Annotated in this window: 15 protein-coding genes, 1 tRNA gene and 1 pseudogene; 9 read left to right on the forward strand and 8 right to left on the reverse strand. The window is 67.8% G+C overall.

What is annotated here, in order from left to right; translation table 11 throughout:
- Window positions 1-3 precede the first annotated feature (3 nt).
- From ACPPVW_RS08665 to ACPPVW_RS08695, 7 genes and pseudogenes are all read left to right on the forward strand, one after another.
- Window positions 4-807 carry an HAD family hydrolase gene (locus ACPPVW_RS08665; RefSeq protein WP_426626274.1) on the forward strand — a complete coding sequence of 268 codons (804 nt, stop codon included), beginning with the start codon at window positions 4-6 and terminating at the stop codon, window positions 805-807.
- Window positions 808-967: 160 nt separating this feature from the next.
- Window positions 968-2,227: an LCP family protein gene (locus tag ACPPVW_RS08670; RefSeq protein ID WP_426626086.1), complete on the forward strand. Its 1,260-nt coding sequence runs from the start codon at window positions 968-970 to the stop codon at window positions 2,225-2,227.
- Between the two features lie 181 nt (window positions 2,228-2,408).
- Window positions 2,409-3,653 carry an MFS transporter gene (locus ACPPVW_RS08675; RefSeq protein ID WP_426626087.1) on the forward strand — a complete coding sequence of 415 codons (1,245 nt, stop codon included), beginning with the start codon at window positions 2,409-2,411 and terminating at the stop codon, window positions 3,651-3,653.
- Window positions 3,654-3,777: 124 nt separating this feature from the next.
- Window positions 3,778-3,865 (forward strand) — tRNA-Ser (locus tag ACPPVW_RS08680).
- A 309-nt stretch (window positions 3,866-4,174) separates the two neighbouring features.
- Window positions 4,175-5,662, forward strand: a complete 1,488-nt coding sequence (locus tag ACPPVW_RS08685; protein ID WP_426626088.1) for a reverse transcriptase domain-containing protein — start codon at window positions 4,175-4,177, stop codon at window positions 5,660-5,662.
- On the forward strand, window positions 5,652-6,224 hold the full coding sequence (locus tag ACPPVW_RS08690) for a hypothetical protein (RefSeq protein WP_426626089.1): 573 nt from the start codon (window positions 5,652-5,654) through the stop codon (window positions 6,222-6,224). Before ACPPVW_RS08685 ends, ACPPVW_RS08690 begins: the two co-directional genes overlap by 11 nt.
- Window positions 6,225-6,358: 134 nt before the next feature.
- Window positions 6,359-7,191: pseudogene (locus ACPPVW_RS08695) on the forward strand (IS5 family transposase).
- 211 nt (window positions 7,192-7,402) lie between these two features.
- Here the strand turns inward: ACPPVW_RS08695 and ACPPVW_RS08700 are convergent.
- From ACPPVW_RS08700 to ACPPVW_RS08710, 3 genes are all read right to left on the reverse strand, one after another.
- Complete coding sequence (locus ACPPVW_RS08700; protein WP_426626090.1) at window positions 7,403-7,876, reverse strand: carboxymuconolactone decarboxylase family protein; 474 nt, start codon at window positions 7,874-7,876, stop codon at window positions 7,403-7,405.
- 5 nt (window positions 7,877-7,881) lie between these two features.
- On the reverse strand, window positions 7,882-8,250 hold the full coding sequence (locus tag ACPPVW_RS08705) for a UBP-type zinc finger domain-containing protein (RefSeq protein WP_426626091.1): 369 nt from the start codon (window positions 8,248-8,250) through the stop codon (window positions 7,882-7,884).
- A gap of 79 nt (window positions 8,251-8,329) precedes the next feature.
- The gene (locus ACPPVW_RS08710; RefSeq protein WP_426626092.1) at window positions 8,330-8,539 is read right to left on the reverse strand and encodes a hypothetical protein; all 210 of its coding nucleotides are present in this window, start codon (window positions 8,537-8,539) and stop codon (window positions 8,330-8,332) included.
- A gap of 121 nt (window positions 8,540-8,660) precedes the next feature.
- Here ACPPVW_RS08710 and ACPPVW_RS08715 point away from each other — a divergent pair, with 121 nt between their 5' ends.
- Window positions 8,661-10,118 carry a benzaldehyde dehydrogenase gene (locus tag ACPPVW_RS08715; protein ID WP_426626093.1) on the forward strand — a complete coding sequence of 486 codons (1,458 nt, stop codon included), beginning with the start codon at window positions 8,661-8,663 and terminating at the stop codon, window positions 10,116-10,118.
- Between the two features lie 277 nt (window positions 10,119-10,395).
- Here ACPPVW_RS08715 and ACPPVW_RS08720 read toward each other — a convergent pair whose 3' ends face one another.
- Window positions 10,396-11,619, reverse strand: coding sequence for a DNA polymerase domain-containing protein (locus ACPPVW_RS08720; protein ID WP_426626094.1), 1,224 nt, complete (start codon window positions 11,617-11,619; stop codon window positions 10,396-10,398).
- Window positions 11,620-11,760: 141 nt separating this feature from the next.
- Complete coding sequence (locus tag ACPPVW_RS08725; protein ID WP_426626095.1) at window positions 11,761-12,192, reverse strand: VOC family protein; 432 nt, start codon at window positions 12,190-12,192, stop codon at window positions 11,761-11,763.
- Window positions 12,193-12,347: 155 nt separating this feature from the next.
- Between ACPPVW_RS08725 and ACPPVW_RS08730 the strand changes: the two genes are divergently transcribed.
- Window positions 12,348-13,358: an aldo/keto reductase family protein gene (locus ACPPVW_RS08730; RefSeq protein WP_426626096.1), complete on the forward strand. Its 1,011-nt coding sequence runs from the start codon at window positions 12,348-12,350 to the stop codon at window positions 13,356-13,358.
- Window positions 13,359-13,455: 97 nt separating this feature from the next.
- On the opposite strand, the gene prpB is transcribed toward ACPPVW_RS08730, so the two are convergent.
- From prpB to ACPPVW_RS08745, 3 genes are read right to left on the reverse strand one after another with little or no spacing between them, the layout of a single operon-like run.
- Window positions 13,456-14,361, reverse strand: a complete 906-nt coding sequence (gene prpB, locus ACPPVW_RS08735; RefSeq protein WP_426626097.1) for a methylisocitrate lyase — start codon at window positions 14,359-14,361, stop codon at window positions 13,456-13,458.
- The gene (locus ACPPVW_RS08740) at window positions 14,361-15,932 is read right to left on the reverse strand and encodes an MmgE/PrpD family protein (protein WP_426626098.1); all 1,572 of its coding nucleotides are present in this window, start codon (window positions 15,930-15,932) and stop codon (window positions 14,361-14,363) included. The genes prpB and ACPPVW_RS08740 overlap by 1 nt, the downstream gene beginning before the upstream one ends.
- Window positions 15,929-16,597 carry a GntR family transcriptional regulator gene (locus ACPPVW_RS08745; RefSeq protein WP_426626099.1) on the reverse strand — a complete coding sequence of 223 codons (669 nt, stop codon included), beginning with the start codon at window positions 16,595-16,597 and terminating at the stop codon, window positions 15,929-15,931. Before ACPPVW_RS08745 ends, ACPPVW_RS08740 begins: the two co-directional genes overlap by 4 nt.
- Window positions 16,598-16,599: the final 2 nt, after the last annotated feature.

Consider the following 16,599-nt stretch of genomic DNA (forward strand, 5'->3'; position numbering starts at 1 on the left):
ACCGTGTCCGAGAGCGACCGCCTGCTGATCGCGATCGACGTCGATGGCACCCTCATCCACGAGGACGAATCCGTCGGCGACGCCGTGCTCGAGGCGGTGACCCGTGTACGGGAGGCGGGCCACGAGGTCATGCTGGCCACAGGCCGCAGCTGGGAGACGGCGCGACCGATCCACGAGAAGTTCGGTCTGACCAGCCGGTTCGTGGTCTGCGCAAACGGCGCCCTCACGATGATGCGCGACGAAACCGTCGAAGGTGGTTACAGGCGAGAGTTCATCGAGACGTTCGACCCGACGGAGGTGTTGCGCACCATTCGCCCGCACCTGCCGTCCGGCAGCTTCATGGTGGAGGACCCGACTGGCTTCCGCCGCTATACCGAGGGAATGACCGACTGGGAGCTGGTCAACGCGGAACAGGTCGGGTTCGACGAGCTCAGCGAGCATCCGGCGACCCGTGTCGTCGTCATCTCGCCGCAGCACGACGAGGAGGAGTTCCTCGCGATCGTCGACCGCATGGGTCTGCAGCGGGTGAGCTACTCGATCGGCTGGACCGCCTGGCTCGACATCTCGCCGGACGGCGTCAGCAAGGCCACGGCGATGGAACGCGTACGGCACGCGCTCGACATCCCTCTCTCGCGCCTGGTGGCCGTCGGCGACGGCCGCAACGACCTCGAGCTGCTCCAATGGGCAGGCGCCCAGGGGCGGAGCGCCGCGATGGGGCAGGCTCCGGACGAGGTCAAGGCGGTAGCGACGGAGGTCACGGGCCCGGTCGCCGACGACGGTCTGGCCGCCGTTCTACGGACCCTCTGACGTCGCGCCGGCCGCCCGGTCACGGCAACGCACCTCCCGATTCGTACGCTGACCAGGACCTCCATCGCCCAGAGCATTTCCAGGAGGCTGTGCCAGAATTACAGGTGGTGTGCGCTTTCGCAGGCGCCGCTTTTCGCCGTCGTCCGACGAGAGGGAGTGAATGGACGAGATGCCCACCCGCGCTCAGGCGCGAGCTCACGAGAAGTCCGCCGGTCCATCCGTCGCCCGGCACGGACGCCTCAAGCGGCACCACCCGTTCAAGACCGTCGCCGCCCTCCTCGCGGGCGTTCTCGCCGTCGCCGGCATCAGCACGGCCGGCGTAGCGGCCTACGCGGCATACGACGTCCTGACCAGCCTCAAGCCGGCCGTCAAGCTCGTCGACTCCAAGGGCAAGGTCGTGACTCCGGGCGTCGGCGCGATGGGCGGCGCCTTCAACGTCCTCCTCGCCGGCAGCGACTCCGGCGGCGGCAACGCGGCATATGGCGAGCGCGGTGAGAGCCTCAACGACGTGACGATGCTGCTGCACGTCTCGGCCGACCACAAGAACGCCACCGTCATCAGCTTCCCCCGCGACATGTACGTCGCCATCCCGTCCTGCCCCGACCCCCAGGGCGGCAGCTTCGACTCGATGAGCCGCCAGAAGATCAACAACAGCCTCAGCTACGGCGGCCTGGCGTGCACCGTTCTCACGGTCGAGAAGCTGACCGGCCTCGAGATCCCGTACGCAGGCGTCATCGAGTTCGACGGCGTGATCGAGATGTCGAACGCCGTGGGCGGCGTCTCCGTCTGCGTCGCCGGCGACATCTTCGACCCGTACACCGGTCTCGACGTGAAGGCGGGCGAGAACACCCTCCAGGGTCAGCAGGCGCTTGCGTTCCTCCGCACGCGCCATGGCGTCGGCGACGGCTCCGACCTCGGCCGCATCAGCAACCAGCAGGTGTTCCTGTCCGCGCTCGTGCGCACCATCAAGAGTGCGGACACGCTGGCCAACCCGGTCAAGGTCTACGGGCTCGCGAAGGCGGCGACCAGCAACATCGCCCTGTCCGAGAGCCTCAACAACCCGACGACCATCGCCTCCATGGCCATGGCGCTGAAGAACATCGACGTGTCGAAGGTCGTGTTCGTGCAGTACCCGAACCACTACGAGGACGACGGTGTGGCACCCACCAAGGACGCCGCCGACACGCTGATGCAGGCGCTCAAGGACGACAAGTCGGTCACGCTGACCGGCGACACCGGAGTGGGGTCGGAGGCCGACCCGAACGCGCCGGCGACGCCTGCTCCGGATGCTGGGGCGACACAGGCGCCTGCCGATGGGGCGACGACGGCACCGACCGACGGCTCGTCTGTGGAGCTCCCGTCCGACGTTCACGGTCAGACGGCCGCGGAGGTCACCTGCTCGAAGCCCTACCAAGACTGACGGGAGCGCTCGACTGCGCACGGCGGGAATGGCTCGCGGTGGTGCAGACTTGACGTGAGTGGAGGTTCGTCCTCCGACGTTGTTCCATCGTGTATCTACCTCGCGCCGGCTCGCCCGGCGGACCAAGGCGGCACTTGAAGCCCGCGGTCCGCCGCGGATGACAGAAGGCCTGAAGACACGCATGACGCGAACGACCCCCTCCCGGGATGCGCAGCAGCAGCCGGCCACGCTGTTGCACGCCGCCGGATTCTCGTACTTCCCCGTCGCCCTGTTGGCGCGCCTCCCATACGCCATGATGGTGGTCGGTGTGCTGACCCTCGTGGTCTCGGCACGCGGCGCGCTGTCGCTCGGCGGGCTGACCTCGGCGATGGTCGGCGTCGGAACGGCGATCTTCGGCCCGCTGATCGGCGCGGCGGCCGACCGGGTCGGCCAGCGCGGTGTCGTGCTGGCGGCCGGGATCGCCAACAGCGTCGCGCTTCTGGCGATGGCGTGGGTCGCGTTCAGCGCGTCGCCCGACTTCGTCGTCCTGATCGTCGCCTTCGTCATCGGCGCGACGGCTCCGCAGGTGTCGCCGATGTCGCGCAGCCGGCTGGTGGGCATCATCGCGAGCCGGCTCCCCGGTGACCGTCACGCCGCCGTGCTCAACGGCACGATGGCGTACGAGTCGGCCGCCGACGAGGTCGTGTTCGTGTTCGGGCCGTTCATCGTCGGCCTCCTCGCGACGACGCTGAACCCGGCTGCCCCGATCATCGGCGCCGCCGTGTTGACGGTCGTGTTCGTCTCCGCGTTCGCGCTGCACCGCAGCGGGTCCGCGCGCCCGACGGCCGACGACGGCCTCCCGGTGCGGCAGGCTCCCGCGCACGAGCTGTTCCGGCCGGGGCTGGTGGCCGTCACCGTCGGGGTGCTCGGGATGGGCCTGTTCTTCGGGTCGATGCTCACCGCCCTGACGTCGTTCTTGTCCGACTTCGGCCACCCGGAGCAGGCCGGTCTGGTCTACGGCGTGCTGGGTGTCGGCTCCGCGGCCCTCGCGCTGGGCATGGCGTGGTTCCCGCTGCGCTTCGCGCTGCGCTGGCGCTGGCTGACCTTCGCCGGCCTCCTCGCGGCCTCGACGCTGGCGCTGCCGTTCGCGACGACGGTTCCCGGTGTGATCCTCGTGCTCCTGATCGCCGGCTTCGGCGTCGGACCGACGCTGGTCACGCAGTACAGCTTCGGCGCCGAGCGCAGCCCGGTGGGCCGCTCGGCCACCGTGATGACGATTCTCGGTTCGGCGGTCATCCTCGGCCAGTCGGCGTCGTCGGCACTGGTCGGCGCCCTGGCGCAGAGCGCGGGCACGCACGTGGCGATGTTCGCCCCGCTCGTCTCTGCGTTGGTCGTGCTCGCCGCAGGCGTCGCGAACGTCTTCCTGACGGGTCGGCGGGCGCTCTGAGTGCTGCGACCTCGTGCGATTAGCGGCGAATGTCGCGTTCGGCAGCGCGGTGCGTGCCATTCACGCCGGATGTCGCGTTCGGCGGCGTTCGCTAGACTGCAACGACGCCGGTTCGCCGGCGCCGGGAGGGCTGTCCGAGCGGCCGATGGAGCCAGTCTTGAAAACTGGTGGGCAGAAATGTCTCGTGGGTTCGAATCCCACGCCCTCCGCCAGGTGAACACTGGGGTTGCGGAGTGCTCGAGGCTCGGTCGTCTTTTAGGGCGCTGAGGGGAATCCGCTCCAAAAACCCTAGAACTAAGGATCCCGACGACAGCTCCTCGCGTTGGCAATCCACGCGGACGCTGGCCGTCGTCAGCGCCGCTATCTCCGAAGGTCCCCCCTTGGCTAACGCTGCGATTGTTTGAGTACGATTGAGCGCATGGCGAGGTGGCAAAGCGAATCAGACACGCGAATCGCTTCAACGACACCAGCCCGGAACGCGTGTGTACCTGGCTTCGTACAGCGGATTGAACACAGGTGCCATGCGACTCTCAGCTGAATTCGCGAAGAGTCTTCCATTTCGCGAGTCGGCCGATTTGGTTGTGTCAAGGCCGCTTTTTGAGATGCCTCTATTGATTTCCGAGCGCGCATTAGCTGACAGCGCGGGCGTCTTGGCGGCCTACTCCGAATCGATTTTGGTAGCAGGTCACACCCCCGCGATGGAAGTGATCGCGATGCCGAAGAAGGGATACGGACCGCGACCGATCGGTGTATTGTCGCCAGTCGCGAGAGCGATCTATGAATCGATCGTGGGTCTGCTTGGGCCGTACCTACCGATACCCTCGCGAGACCAGGGCATCGCGGTGCACCGTGCATTTGGTATTGCGGACGCAGGGTCTGAGGCAGTGCGTATTGTTGATATGGATATTGCGGCCTGCTACGAGTATGTCGATCACGGCATTCTTGCTGATGAGCTCATGATGCAGAGCCTTGACGCTGCTGCCACGTATGCTCTAGTTGAGTTTCTTGGCCACCTGTTCCCGAGAGGCGTTGGTCTTCCTCAAGCGCTGACTGCCAGCCATCTTCTCGCCGATGTGTACCTCGACCGTTTGGAGCGGGGCATTCTTCGAGCAGGCTACGAAGTGAATCGATTCGCCGACGATTTCCGACTTGTGGTGCCCGACTGGGCTGCCGCGCATCGCGCTATCGAGCTGGTTGTTGAAGAAGCGCGTGCGGTCGGTTTGACTCTCGCTGATGGCAAGACACGAATTCAATCGGTGCAGCAGCTGCGCGAAGGTGAGCGGACTCGGGAGACCTTGTTCGATCAGTACCGGGCGCGTGCCGCCGACGGTTTACGCTCGATTGAGTTTGTGCACAACGGCTATGACGACTTAACCGTGGAGGAAATCGATGCGCCAGATGAGCAGGTCGACTTTGCTGCGTTGAAGAGCATCGTAGAGGACTGGGTCAAGAGCGACCGTGAGCAGCGAACTCTCCATTCGTCCTTTGGCTCGCGGGCACTCGGTGTGCTCCGAGGAGCACCTGAGAGACTTCCGGACGATTGGCTCCTTGAGATCGTGGCCCGCGAGCCTCCCTATCTGCGTAATGTCTTGTTCTATCTAGACGGGCGTCCCGAGCACCGCGAGAACTGGGCGACGCTTACGCGTCTCGTCGCTCTTCCAAGGACTTCCTCGTGGGCCCGAGTGTGGCTATTGAGGAGTGCGGAGAGCCTAGTCACTCCAAGTTCAGCCGGTCGATCTGAATTCGATAGCTGGGCTGAGAGCTGCCTCGATGATAAATCTGAGGTGGTTCGGGCAGAGGCGGCGTGGTCGCTGGCGTTGGTAGGGAGGGTCACGCCGGATCGGATTGCCCGATTATTCGTGGAATCGACCAGCATCACGCAATGTGGTGTGGCTGCGGCTGCAGGCAAGCTCGATGGGGACACTACCTCCCGATTGGGCAAGGCGTTGCGCGCAGATTCTCAGCTTGTGAGGGCTGCATATAGGTGGGGCGTGGCGAATGAGAGTTGACGGACTGATCGACGCCGACGCAGAGTTAACCGTTCAGCGTATTGCATCGGCGCTTGTTGATGTCACGCATGCGGAGTCTGTTGTTATGAGTGCGGTGGCTACGACTGAAGCGTACGTTGATGCGACCATTCAGCGGTTGGTCGATGAAGCGTCGGTTCAGCGGTCGCTTTTCGGGAAGTTCATGGTCGAGAGATCGACCGCCGGATTCAAACAATCTTGGGTATCGCGCCAGGACGTTCTGCGCGATGGGTTTGGAATTGTCATTGAGCCGCAGAAGCTTGTGCAGCACTTGACGTTGGTGGTCGAGATCAGAAACGTACTTGCTCATGGTGATGGTTTACTGACGTCCTTACAGACCGCCAATTGGTCTCGGGCGATTGAGCTCCGCCGCAACCTCGAACGGAAGCTGGGCGTTTTGATCGACGGTCGGAGGGTTACAATCACGCAGAACTCAGTCAGGATTTCTACTAGGATCCTCATCGACTATGTGCTCGCTCTAGGTGCGGCAACAGCGGTATTGCTCAATGACTCCAACAGCAAGTCACTTCCGCGTCGCACCTGACGAGTGGCGTCTTCTACGATTGGACCGCGTTAGAGGTCGCGCCGATAGGTAGGGGTGTGGCGTTGGCGTAGGGCAGGCACGAGCCCTGTTAAACACGGTTTCGACCAAGATTCCGTCGTTGCCCAGGAGTGCTCGTGCCTGCTGTTCCATCTTCCATCATCGAGCCCATTTGGGCGCAGTTCGAAGCGTTGATCCCACCCGTCGTGGACGAGCACCCGTGGGGTGGCCACCGGCCGAGGATCCCGGACCGGATCGTGTTCGACAAGCTGATCCAGGTACTCGTCCTCGGTGCCGCGTACGAGAAAATCGCCGACCACACCTGCTCGGCCACCACGATCCGCCGCCGCCGCGACGAATGGATCACCGCGGGACTCTTCACCGAACTGGAACGGCTCTGCCTAAACGGGTACGAGAAGATGATCGGCCTGGATCTGGCGACCTGTCCGTGGACGGGTGCATCGTGAAAGCACCCTGCGGAGGTGAGGCCGCGGGCAGATCCCCGGTAGACCGGGGAAAGCAGGGCACGAAACGCTCGGTCCTGGTCGATGGCGGCGGGATCCCGCTCGGCGTCGTCGCAGCGCCAGCGAACCGGCACGACTCGCCCCTGCTCGCCCCGACCCTGGAGAAGCTGGCCCGGTTCGGGTTCGACCTGCCCGAGCAGATCACCGTGCACCTGGACGCCGGCTACGACTCGGGCAAGACCCGCAACCTGCTAAGCAGCCTCGGCTGCGACTGGGTCATCAGCAAGAAGGGCACCCCGCTCCAGGCCGGCGCCCGCTGGGTCGTGGAACGCACGAACTCCTGGCACAACCGCGGCTTCAAGAAGCTCCACATCTGCACCGAACGCCGCGTCCGCGTGATCGACGCGTTCATCGCCCTCGCCAACGCCAACATCATCGTCCGCCGACTACTTCGCGAAGGATGGAAACGCCACCGCTGGCACGGCAGGAGCGCCCGACAACCCTGACCTATCGGCGGAAGCTCTTAGAACAACAGCCAGACTTTCCCACTTCGAATCCCACGCCCTCCGCGAGAGGTGAAACCGCTGATCCCTTCTGTTTACGGGGTCCGGGGCTTCGCCAAATGTCCTGTCGTGTCTCAGGACATCGGTGGCACTTCACCTGGATGTGTCTTGCGATCGCATTGTGGCCGTGGTCTGTCGTACCTGGGGTCGGGCCTCAGTTGACCAGCCGCCCGGCCGCGTCGCGCGCGCTCACCCGGTGCTGGCTGAGGATCGAGATGCGGTTGAAGGTGTTGATCGCCACGGCCATCCATTCCGCGGCGACGTAGGCGGACTCGCCGAGCACCGCGCGGGCGCCGGCGAGGTCGGCGCGCGAGTCCTCCGTCAGCGGCAACCGCGTCGCCGCCTCCGCGATGGCGAGCACCGCACGTTCCCGCTCGTCGTAGAGCTCCGCGTCCCGCCAGTCAGAGAGCATGTCGAGCTTCTGCTGGGGGATGCCCGCCTTCCTGGCCTCACGCGAGTGGAGGTCGAGGCAGTAGGCGCACGCGTTCAGCTGGGAGGCGCGCACCTTGATGAACTCCGTCTCCTGGACCGACAGCCCGCTCTCGAGTGCTGCCTCCGCCACGACGGTCGACCAGGCTCTGGCGGCTTGCCATACCTCGGGCATGGACTTGTCCAGGTAGGAGGTCATGCTCGTCAGCCCGCCGTCTCGGCGTTCGCTCGTCGCATCAGGATGGCCCGCCAGCCGTCGGGGAGTCGGCTCGCCGGGCCGGGGACGCTCTGGTCGTCCGGATGACTCGTCGGGGACGCGAGCATGGGACCCTCCACGTACTGGTCGGTGCGGAAGTCCCAGAACCAGTCTTCGCTCGGCTCGAAACTCTGGATGTAGCGGTGACCGGTCGCTGCCGCGTGCGCGCGAGCGTGCCGCGCGAGCGAGTCGTCGCAGCAGCCGACGTGGCCGCATTCGGCGCAGCGGCGCAGGTGCACCCACCAACTGCCGTCTCGCTCGCACTCGACGCAGCCGGCTCCGCTCGGCGGGACGCTCGGGTCGATTCCGTCGGTCATCGCCTCACACTATAGTCCGTGCATTCGACGGACGATCCTCGACCCATGAGCCAGCCGCGGCCATCCCAGCGTTCAGAGCTCAGCGCGTCCGACGCGTACGCCGCCTCCGCACCACTCCGATCACGATCAGCGCGACCCCCAGCACCAGCACGATCGGCCCGATTGTCGCCCAGAGCGGCGAGCCGCTCATCGCCGAGCCGCCCAGCACGTCGATACCCTGCAGCGTCCAGACCAGACCGATGGCGGCGAGGATCACGCCGGGGATGACGAACGGCAGGCTCGACTTCATGGTCCACAGACTAGGCCTGTGACGCGTCGGCGTGACTGCTGGATCCTGGATGAGTCGGCCCAGCGTGCTCCTGCCGCTGTATGTTCGAACCACCGATACCGTTGCGGAACGGAGTGGAACGATGACGTTTTTCGACCCTTCAGCGTGGGGCGGTCGCCTCTACAGCGGCGGCTGGGTGACCGGGCGCGGCGGGGAACATACTGTCGTAGAGCCGGCCACCGGCTCGGCGATCGGGACGTACGCGGAGGCCTCCCGCGAGGATCTCTCGCGGGCCGCCGCCATCGCCGAACAGGCGCAGCGCTCCTGGGAACAAGTGCCTCCCGACGAGAAGGCGGCCATCCTCCGCCGGGCCGGCTCGCTCATCGACGAGCACGCCGACGTGCTGGTCGACTGGCTCGTGCGAGAGGCGGGGTCCGGGCAGGGCAAAGCCCACTTCGAAGCGGGGCTCGTCTCCTCCGAGTTCTTCCTGGCTGCCGGCACCGCGCTCGCGCCCTACGGACAGTTGCTGCGCAGCGCCAAGCCGCGTCTCAGCTTGGCCCGTCGCCGGCCCGTGGGCACGGTGGGCGTGATCTCGCCGTTCAATTTCCCGGGCATCCTCTCCGCACGGTCGATCGCACCGGCGCTCGCGCTGGGCAACGCGGTCATCCTCAAGCCCGACCCGCGCACCGCGGTGTCCGGAGGCCTCCTCCTCGCGGCCGTGCTCGAGGAGGCCGGGCTGCCGGAGGGCGTCTTCCAGGTGCTCCCCGGCGGAGCGCCGATCGGCGTCGCCCTCATCGAGGAGCCGAGCGTGCGGGTGATCTCGTTCACCGGGTCCACGGCCGCCGGAAGGGCGGTCGGTGAGTTGGCCGGCCGGCTGCTCAAGCGGGCGCACTTGGAGCTGGGCGGCAACAACGCGCTCATCGTGCTCGACGACGTCGACGTCCCTGCCGCAGTGTCGGCGGGGGCCTGGGGCTCGTTCCTGCACCAGGGCCAGATCTGCATGACCACCGGGCGGCACCTCGTTCACGAGCGGATTTACGACGAGTACGTCGAGCGCCTCGCCCGCACGGCGGAGGGCCTCCGAGCCGGAGACCCGACCACCGGCACCCCGCTCGGCCCGCTGATCGACGCGGGACAGCGCGACAAGGTGCACGCGTTCGTCACCTCCACGGTGGACGCCGGCGCCCGGCTCGCGGCCGGCGGCACCTACACCGACCTCTTCTACCAGCCGACGGTCCTCGCGGAGGTGAGCCCCGACCAGCCGGCGTTCACCGAGGAGATCTTCGGCCCGGTGGCGCCCGTGCTGAAGTTCGCCGACCTCGACGAGGCCGTGGACATCGTCAACCGCAGCGAGTACGGGCTCTCGCTCGGCATCCTCGCGAAGGACGCGTTCGCGGCGTACGAGCTGGCCGAGCGCATCCCGAGCGGCATCGTCCACATCAACGACCAGACGGTCGACGACGAGGCGGTCGCGCCTTTCGGCGGTGTCGGCTTCTCCGGAACCGGCAGCCGCTTCGGCGGCCACGAGCCCAACATCGAGGCCTTCACGGAAACGCAATGGGTGACCGTGCAGAGCAGCATCGAGCGCTACCCGTTCTAGGCCGCGACATTTACGCCGAACGTGCGGCATCCCTCAGTGGGATTCGCGCCGAATGCGGCGTTCGAGGGCGCTTTTAACGACATTCACGGCGAACGTCGTCGCTGTGTCGGGGCGCGTCCCTTGTGACGATTCGCGGTGAATGTGGCGCGTGGGCGCGTGATTCGCGACGTTTGCGCCGAACGTGGCGCTCTGGGCAGCGCTTGCCGCCGCGTTCGCGACATTCGCGGCGAATGTGGCCCGTCGCGCTGCGGGATCGCCGTGGTTCCGCGGCGAGACGCTAGCGCCGGCCTGCCCACGGGTCGTAGTCCGCCAGCAGCTCGCCCTGATCCGGGCGCTCGGCCTCCGGGACGTGCTGGAGGTTGACACGCACCCGGTACCACAGCGAACTGGACCCGCGCATCCCGTCGATGAGCTCGTCGGCGGGGTGGAGGCGCGCCGCAGCCTCCGGGTGGAGGTCCCGCCAGCGCGCCAGCGCCTCCGTCGCCTCCGGCTTGGTCTTGGTGCGTGCCACCTCGACGAGCGGCATCTGCGAGACCCGTCTGCCTTCGCCGTCGCCGGCCCGCGGCGGCTTCTCGGCCGGACCGAGTCGCTCGGCCAGCGTCAGGAGAGCGTCGAGCGAGCCTGCGGTCGCGTCGATCCCGGAATGTGGATCGCCCCGTTCGGCGAACCGCGTGAGCACCGAACCTACCGTGAACTCCTCCGGGCGGCGCGAGCGCACCTCGTCCCAGTCGAGCGGTGTCGAGACGCGGGCGTCCGGCAGCGGCCGCACCGAGTATGCGGAGGCCACCGTGCGGTCTTTGGCGTTCTGGTTGAAGTCGACGAAGACGCTCTCGCCGCGCTCCTCCTTCCACCAGCGCGCCGTCGCCAGCCCCGGCGCGCGGTTCTCGACCTCCCGGGCGAGCGTCTCCGCGGCGAGCCGCACGTCGGCGAAGCCCCAGCGCGGCTCGATGCGGACGAGGATGTGGAGGCCGCGCGAGCCGCTCGTCTTCGGCCAGCCGAGAAGGCCATGGTCCTCCAGGGCCTCCCGGGCGATGAAGGCGACGTCGACGATCTGCGACCAGTCGACGCCCGGCATCGGGTCCAGGTCCACGCGCAGCTCGTCGGGGTGGTCGAGGTCCTCCGCGCGCACGGCGTGCGGGTTGAGGTCCAGGCAGCCGAGGTTCGAGACCCAGGCGAGGCCGGCGGCATCCCGCAGCACGGCCTCCTCGGCGGACGTGCCGCGCGCGTAGTGCAGCGTCGCCGTGTCGATGTAGTCGGGATGGCCCTCCGGCACGCGCTTCTGGAAGAACGGCTCCTGCGCGAGCCCCTTGACGAAGCGTTTGAGCACCATCGGCCGCCCGCCTGCCCCGCGCAGCGCGCCGTCGGCGACGGCGACGTAGTAGCGCGCGAGGTCGAGCTTGGTCAGCCCCGGGTCGGGGAACACCACCTTGTCCGGATTCGAGATGCGCACCTCGTGACCGTCGACCTCCAGGAAGGTCTCGGACTTCGACGACGGAGTCATGCCGCCACGTTAGCCGCGCGCGCGACCTCCGACCAGGCCTCCCGGAGCGACTCGCCCGCCACCGTGGGAACGGGGTCGTCCCGCAGCAGGCCGTTGGCCTCCTGCCCGGTGTCCGCCGGCTGGGAGGCGCGCAGCTGCGCTTCATTGCAGGCAGAACTCGTTGCCCTCCGGGTCGCGCATCATGATCGCGAACTCGTCGTAGGGGCCCCACGCGCCGTCGAGCACCTTCTCGACGGTGGCGCCGAGCGCGACCAGCCGGTCGCGCTCGGCCTCCACCTCCTCGCGGGTGGCGTGGCGGTCGGCCGCCGGGCTGATGTCGAGGTGCATCCGGTTGCGGTGCCGCTTCTCGTGGTCGTAGCGGGCGAAGTAGAACCGCTGGTGGGTCGGGTCCTCGTCCCACGCGACCGCCCGCGCGGCGAGGTCGTCGTCGGTCAGCCCGGCTGCGCGCAGCTCGGCCTCCTCCTCGGGGGTCAGCCGCTCCGGCTCGGGGTAGCCCATGACGGCGGCCCAGAACCGGGCGAGAGCCGCGGGGTCGTCGGCGTGGAAGGTGACGTTGGCGATCCGTGCGGTCATGACCGGGAGTCTAGGCCGGGGCGGCGCTCCCGCGGCTGCAGGCCCCCAGTGCATTCATCATCGGTACCACTGAATCCGAGAACCGCCCACTGTTGGATTTGCTGAATGCGGATGCCTAGCATCGACCCTGACGACCCGTCACGAAAGGAACGACAGTGCAGTTCAGGTACCTGGGAAACTCCGGCTTCAAGATCTCCGAGATCACCTACGGAAACTGGCTGACCCACGGCTCGCAGATCGAGAACGACACCGCGGCCGCCTGCGTCCGCGCTGCTCTCGATGCCGGGATCACCACTTTCGACACCGCCGACGTCTACGCGAACACCGCGGCGGAGACCGTGCTCGGGGAGGCGCTGAAGGGCGAGCGCCGCCCGTCGCTCGAGATCTTCACCAAGGTGTTCGGGCCGACCGGGCCGAAGGGTCACAACGACGTCGGGCTCTCGCGCAAGCACATCATGGAGTCGATCGACGGCTCGCTCTCGCGGCTGCAGACCGACTACGTCGACCTCTACCAGGCGCACCGGTTCGACTACGAGACCCCGCTCGAGGAGACGATGCAGGCGTTCGCCGACATCGTGCGCCAGGGCAAGGCCCTCTACATCGGTGTGAGCGAGTGGACCGCCGACCAGCTGCGCGCCGGCGCGGCGCTCGCCAAGGAGCTCAAGTTCCAGCTGATCTCGAACCAGCCCGAATACTCGGCGCTGTGGCGGGTCATCGAGGCGGAGGTCGTGCCGACCTCCAAGGAACTCGGCATCTCGCAGATCGTCTGGTCGCCGGTCGCGCAGGGCGTGTTGAGCGGCAAGTACAAGCCCGGCGCTCCGCTGCCCGAGGGCAGCCGCGCCACCGACGAGAAGGGCGGAGTGGGCGCCGTGAAGCGCTGGCTGACCGACGATGTGCTCACGCGCGTGCAGCAGCTGACGCCCATCGCGGAGGAGCTCGGCCTCACGCCGGCGCAGCTCGCGGTGGCCTGGGTGCTGCAGAACGACAACGTCGCGACCGCGATCATCGGGGCTTCCCGGCCCGAGCAGGTGGTGGAGAACGTGAAGGCCTCCGGCGTCACGATCCCCGCGGAGCTGCTCGGCCGGGTCGACGAGGTGCTGGGCGGCGCGATCGAGCGCGACCCGAGCCACACCTCCACGCGCTCGCCGAAGACCCGCGAGGCCTGACCCGCCTCCCGCGCCTGTGTCGAAGGGCACGTACACGCCCCTAAAACCACGTTTTAGGGGCGTGTACGTGCCCTTCGGCGGTGAGTGCGGGAGCGTTTCAGCGGCCGGTGGGGACCTCGAAGTCGAAGACGCCGGTGTCGAAGGCGGTGTAGCCCTCGTAGTCGAGCAGCTCGTACAGCCGCGCCCTCGTCTGCATGCCGGGCACCTCCGACTTCAGGGAGCCCTCCCGGACGAGCGTGTCGAGGCCGCGTTCGGCGGCGCCCATCGCGATGCGCAGCAACGACACCGGGTGGATGACGATGTTGACGCCGACATCGCGCAGTTGGTCGGCCGTGAAGAGGTCGCTCTTGCCGAACTCGGTCATGTTGGCCAGGATCGGCACATCGACGGCGTTGCGCACCGCCTCGAATTCGGCGAGGTCGGCCATCGCCTCCGGGAAGATCGCGTCGGCTCCTGCGTCCACGAGGGCTTTGGCCCGGTCGATGGCGGCCTCCAGCCCTTCCACCGCGCGAATGTCGGTGCGCGCCATAATGAGGAGGTTCGGGTCGCGGCGGGCCTCGACCGCCGCACGGATGCGCTTGAGCGCGGTGTCCTCGTCGACCACCTGCTTGCCGTCGAGGTGGCCGCAGCGTTTGGGGTTCACCTGGTCCTCGATGTGGAGGCCGGCGACTCCGGCGTCCTCGAGGGTCTGCACGGTGCGGGCGACGTTCATCGGCTCGCCGAAGCCGGTGTCGGCGTCGACCAGTGCGGGGAGGTCGGTCATCCGCACGATTTGCGCGGACCGGCCCGCCACCTCGGTGAGCGTGGTGAGCCCGATGTCGGGGAGGCCGAGGTCGGCCGCGATGACGGCGCCGGAGATGTAGACGCCTTCGAAGCCCTTCTCCTGGATGAGACGTGCGCTGAGCGGGTTGAACGCGCCAGGCATCCGGAGCAGTTCGCCGGAGGCGAGCCGGGCGCGGAACGCGGCGCGCTTCTCGTGGGCGGGAACGGAGGAGTACAGCATCAGAACAGTCCTCTCGGCGCGCGCACCTCGGCCAGCAGGCCGGGACGCGCGGTGATGGTGAGCCCGCCGAGTTCCGCGGCGTCGAGCTCCGGGAGGCGCTGCGCGAGGTCGAGGAAACGCTCGATCTCGGCCTCCTCGAGCACCTCCGCCGCCAGGGTGCGGAACTTGGCCACGTAGTCGGCGCGGACGAACGGGCGGGCGCCGAGCGGGTGGGCGTCGGCGACCGCGATCTCGTCGGTGATCACGCGACCATCGGCGAGGGTGATCTCCACGCGTCCGCCGAACGCCTTCTCGGCCGGGTCGGTGGAGTGGTAGCGGCGGGTCCACTCCGGGTCCTCGGTGGTGGTGACCTTGGCCCACAACGCGACCGTGTCGGGGCGGCCCGCACGCGAGGGGAGGTACGACTTGACGTGGTGCCAGCCGCCGTCCTGCAACGCGACGGTGAAGATGTACGGAATGCTGTGGTCGAGGGTCTCGCGGGAGGCGGTCGGGTCGTACTTCTGCGGATCGTTCGCGCCCGAACCGATCACATTGTGCGTGTGGTGCGAGGTGTGGATCACGATGCTCTCCACCCGTTCGGGGTCGCCGACCTCCGGATGCTCGGTGTGGAGCTTGCGGGCCAGATCGATCCACGCCTGCGCCTGGTACTCGGCCGAGTGCTCCTTCGTGTACGAGTCTAGGATCGCCCGCTTGGCCTCTCCCGCCTCCGGCAACGGCACCTCATAGGACGCGGACGGACCATCCAGCAGCCAGGCGATCACACCGTCCTCGCCCTCATAGATCGGCGTCGGACTGGTCTGGCCGCGCATCGCCCGATCGATCGCCTCCACCGCCATCTTCCCCGCGAACGCCGGAGCGTGCGCCTTCCAACTGGAGATCTCACCCTTACGCGACTGCCGCGTCGCGGTCGTCGTGTGCAGGGCCTGCCCGATGGCCTGGAAGATCACCTCCGCATCCAAACCCAACAGGGTGCCGATCCCGGCTGCCGCCGACGGCCCGAGATGGGCGACATGGTCGATCTTGTGCGCGTGCAGGCTGATCGCCCGAGCCAGATCGATCTGGACCTCGTACCCCGTCGCGATCCCCCGGACCAGATCGTGCCCGGTCAGGCCGAACGCCCGGGCTGCGTGCTGGGCCACCGCGAGGATCGGCGGGATGTTGTCCCCCGGATGCGAATACTCCGCCGCGAGGAACGTGTCATGGAAGTCCAACTCCCGCACCGCCACCCCGTTCGCCCACGCCGCCCACTCCGGGCTCACCCGGGTCTGCTGCGGCTCCCCGAAGACAGTCGCGCCGTCCTGCGGGCGCGCGGCGGCCGAGACGATCTCCTCCAGCTGTGCGGTCGGCAACGGATGAGCGAGAGCCTGCGACCGCGCCGAGGCCACCGGCTTCCTGGTGAGGGACGCCGCGGCGACGGCCGCATTGTCGATCACCCGGTTGACCACCATGTCGACGACCTCCGGTGCGACCTCCACGGGGTCGACGGCGACCTCCGCGATCTTCCACGCGAGCTGATCACGACGGGCGAGGTTCTCGTCGCTGCGATGCACACGGACGGTATGGGTTCTCATGGGGTCTCCTTGTTCGAGATGAGTCGTTCCGCCGACGCCAGCACGCTCTGCAGGCTGCGGTAGAGATGGACGCGGGTCGCGGAGGCGGCGAGCTCGGCGTCGCCCTCGACGATGGCCTCCACGATGAGCAGGTGCTCCTGGGCTGCGGCCCGCAGGCGGTCGGGGTCGTCGCGCGACACCCGGCGGAGGCGCGCGAGATGCGGTCGGAGGTTGCGGAGCGCTGCCACGAGGTACGGGTTGGCGGCCGCGTGGTCGATGGTGCTGTCGAGCCGGTCGACGAGGCTGTAGTACCGGGCGTGGGAGGGGTCGCCGTCGACGAGCAGGTCGGCTGCCGCGCGGAACCGATCGCGCAGGTCGAGGAAGACCTCGGGTGCCCGGTTCCGGGCTGCCGCCCGTGCGGCCTCCTGCTCCAGCGCGCGCCGCAGCTCGAACAGCTGCTCGACGGACTCGACGGAGACGGCCGTGACGACGAGGCCGCGGCCGCCCTGGGCGGCGACGAGACCGTCGGTGGTCAAGCGCGCCAGGGCCTCCCGAACCGGTGTGCGCGACACGCCCAGCCGCTCGGACTGCTCGACCTCCTGCAGCACTGTGCCGGGCTGGAGGCGCCACTCGACGATGTCCTCGCGCAGCGCGGTGTACGCGCGCTCGCTCGCCTTCGCTTCCATGG

The organism is Leifsonia sp. McL0607, from assembly GCF_049993355.1.
Taxonomy (GTDB): domain Bacteria; phylum Actinomycetota; class Actinomycetes; order Actinomycetales; family Microbacteriaceae; genus Leifsonia.

What these genes read in the sequence shown, in the direction of transcription:
- ACPPVW_RS08670 (WP_426626086.1), top strand. Translation starts at nt 968, where the DNA reads ATGGACGAGATGCCCACCCGCGCTCAGGCGCGAGCTCACGAGAAGTCC.
- ACPPVW_RS08675 (WP_426626087.1), top strand. Translation starts at nt 2,409, where the DNA reads ATGACGCGAACGACCCCCTCCCGGGATGCGCAGCAGCAGCCGGCCACG.
- ACPPVW_RS08685 (WP_426626088.1), top strand. Translation starts at nt 4,175, where the DNA reads ATGCGACTCTCAGCTGAATTCGCGAAGAGTCTTCCATTTCGCGAGTCG.
- ACPPVW_RS08690 (WP_426626089.1), top strand. Translation starts at nt 5,652, where the DNA reads ATGAGAGTTGACGGACTGATCGACGCCGACGCAGAGTTAACCGTTCAG.
- ACPPVW_RS08700 (WP_426626090.1), bottom strand. Translation starts at nt 7,876, where the DNA reads ATGACCTCCTACCTGGACAAGTCCATGCCCGAGGTATGGCAAGCCGCC.
- ACPPVW_RS08705 (WP_426626091.1), bottom strand. Translation starts at nt 8,250, where the DNA reads ATGACCGACGGAATCGACCCGAGCGTCCCGCCGAGCGGAGCCGGCTGC.
- ACPPVW_RS08710 (WP_426626092.1), bottom strand. Translation starts at nt 8,539, where the DNA reads ATGAAGTCGAGCCTGCCGTTCGTCATCCCCGGCGTGATCCTCGCCGCC.
- ACPPVW_RS08715 (WP_426626093.1), top strand. Translation starts at nt 8,661, where the DNA reads ATGACGTTTTTCGACCCTTCAGCGTGGGGCGGTCGCCTCTACAGCGGC.
- ACPPVW_RS08720 (WP_426626094.1), bottom strand. Translation starts at nt 11,619, where the DNA reads ATGACTCCGTCGTCGAAGTCCGAGACCTTCCTGGAGGTCGACGGTCAC.
- ACPPVW_RS08725 (WP_426626095.1), bottom strand. Translation starts at nt 12,192, where the DNA reads ATGACCGCACGGATCGCCAACGTCACCTTCCACGCCGACGACCCCGCG.
- prpB (WP_426626097.1), bottom strand. Translation starts at nt 14,361, where the DNA reads ATGCTGTACTCCTCCGTTCCCGCCCACGAGAAGCGCGCCGCGTTCCGC.
- ACPPVW_RS08740 (WP_426626098.1), bottom strand. Translation starts at nt 15,932, where the DNA reads ATGAGAACCCATACCGTCCGTGTGCATCGCAGCGACGAGAACCTCGCC.
- ACPPVW_RS08745 (WP_426626099.1), bottom strand. Translation starts at nt 16,597, where the DNA reads ATGGAAGCGAAGGCGAGCGAGCGCGCGTACACCGCGCTGCGCGAGGAC.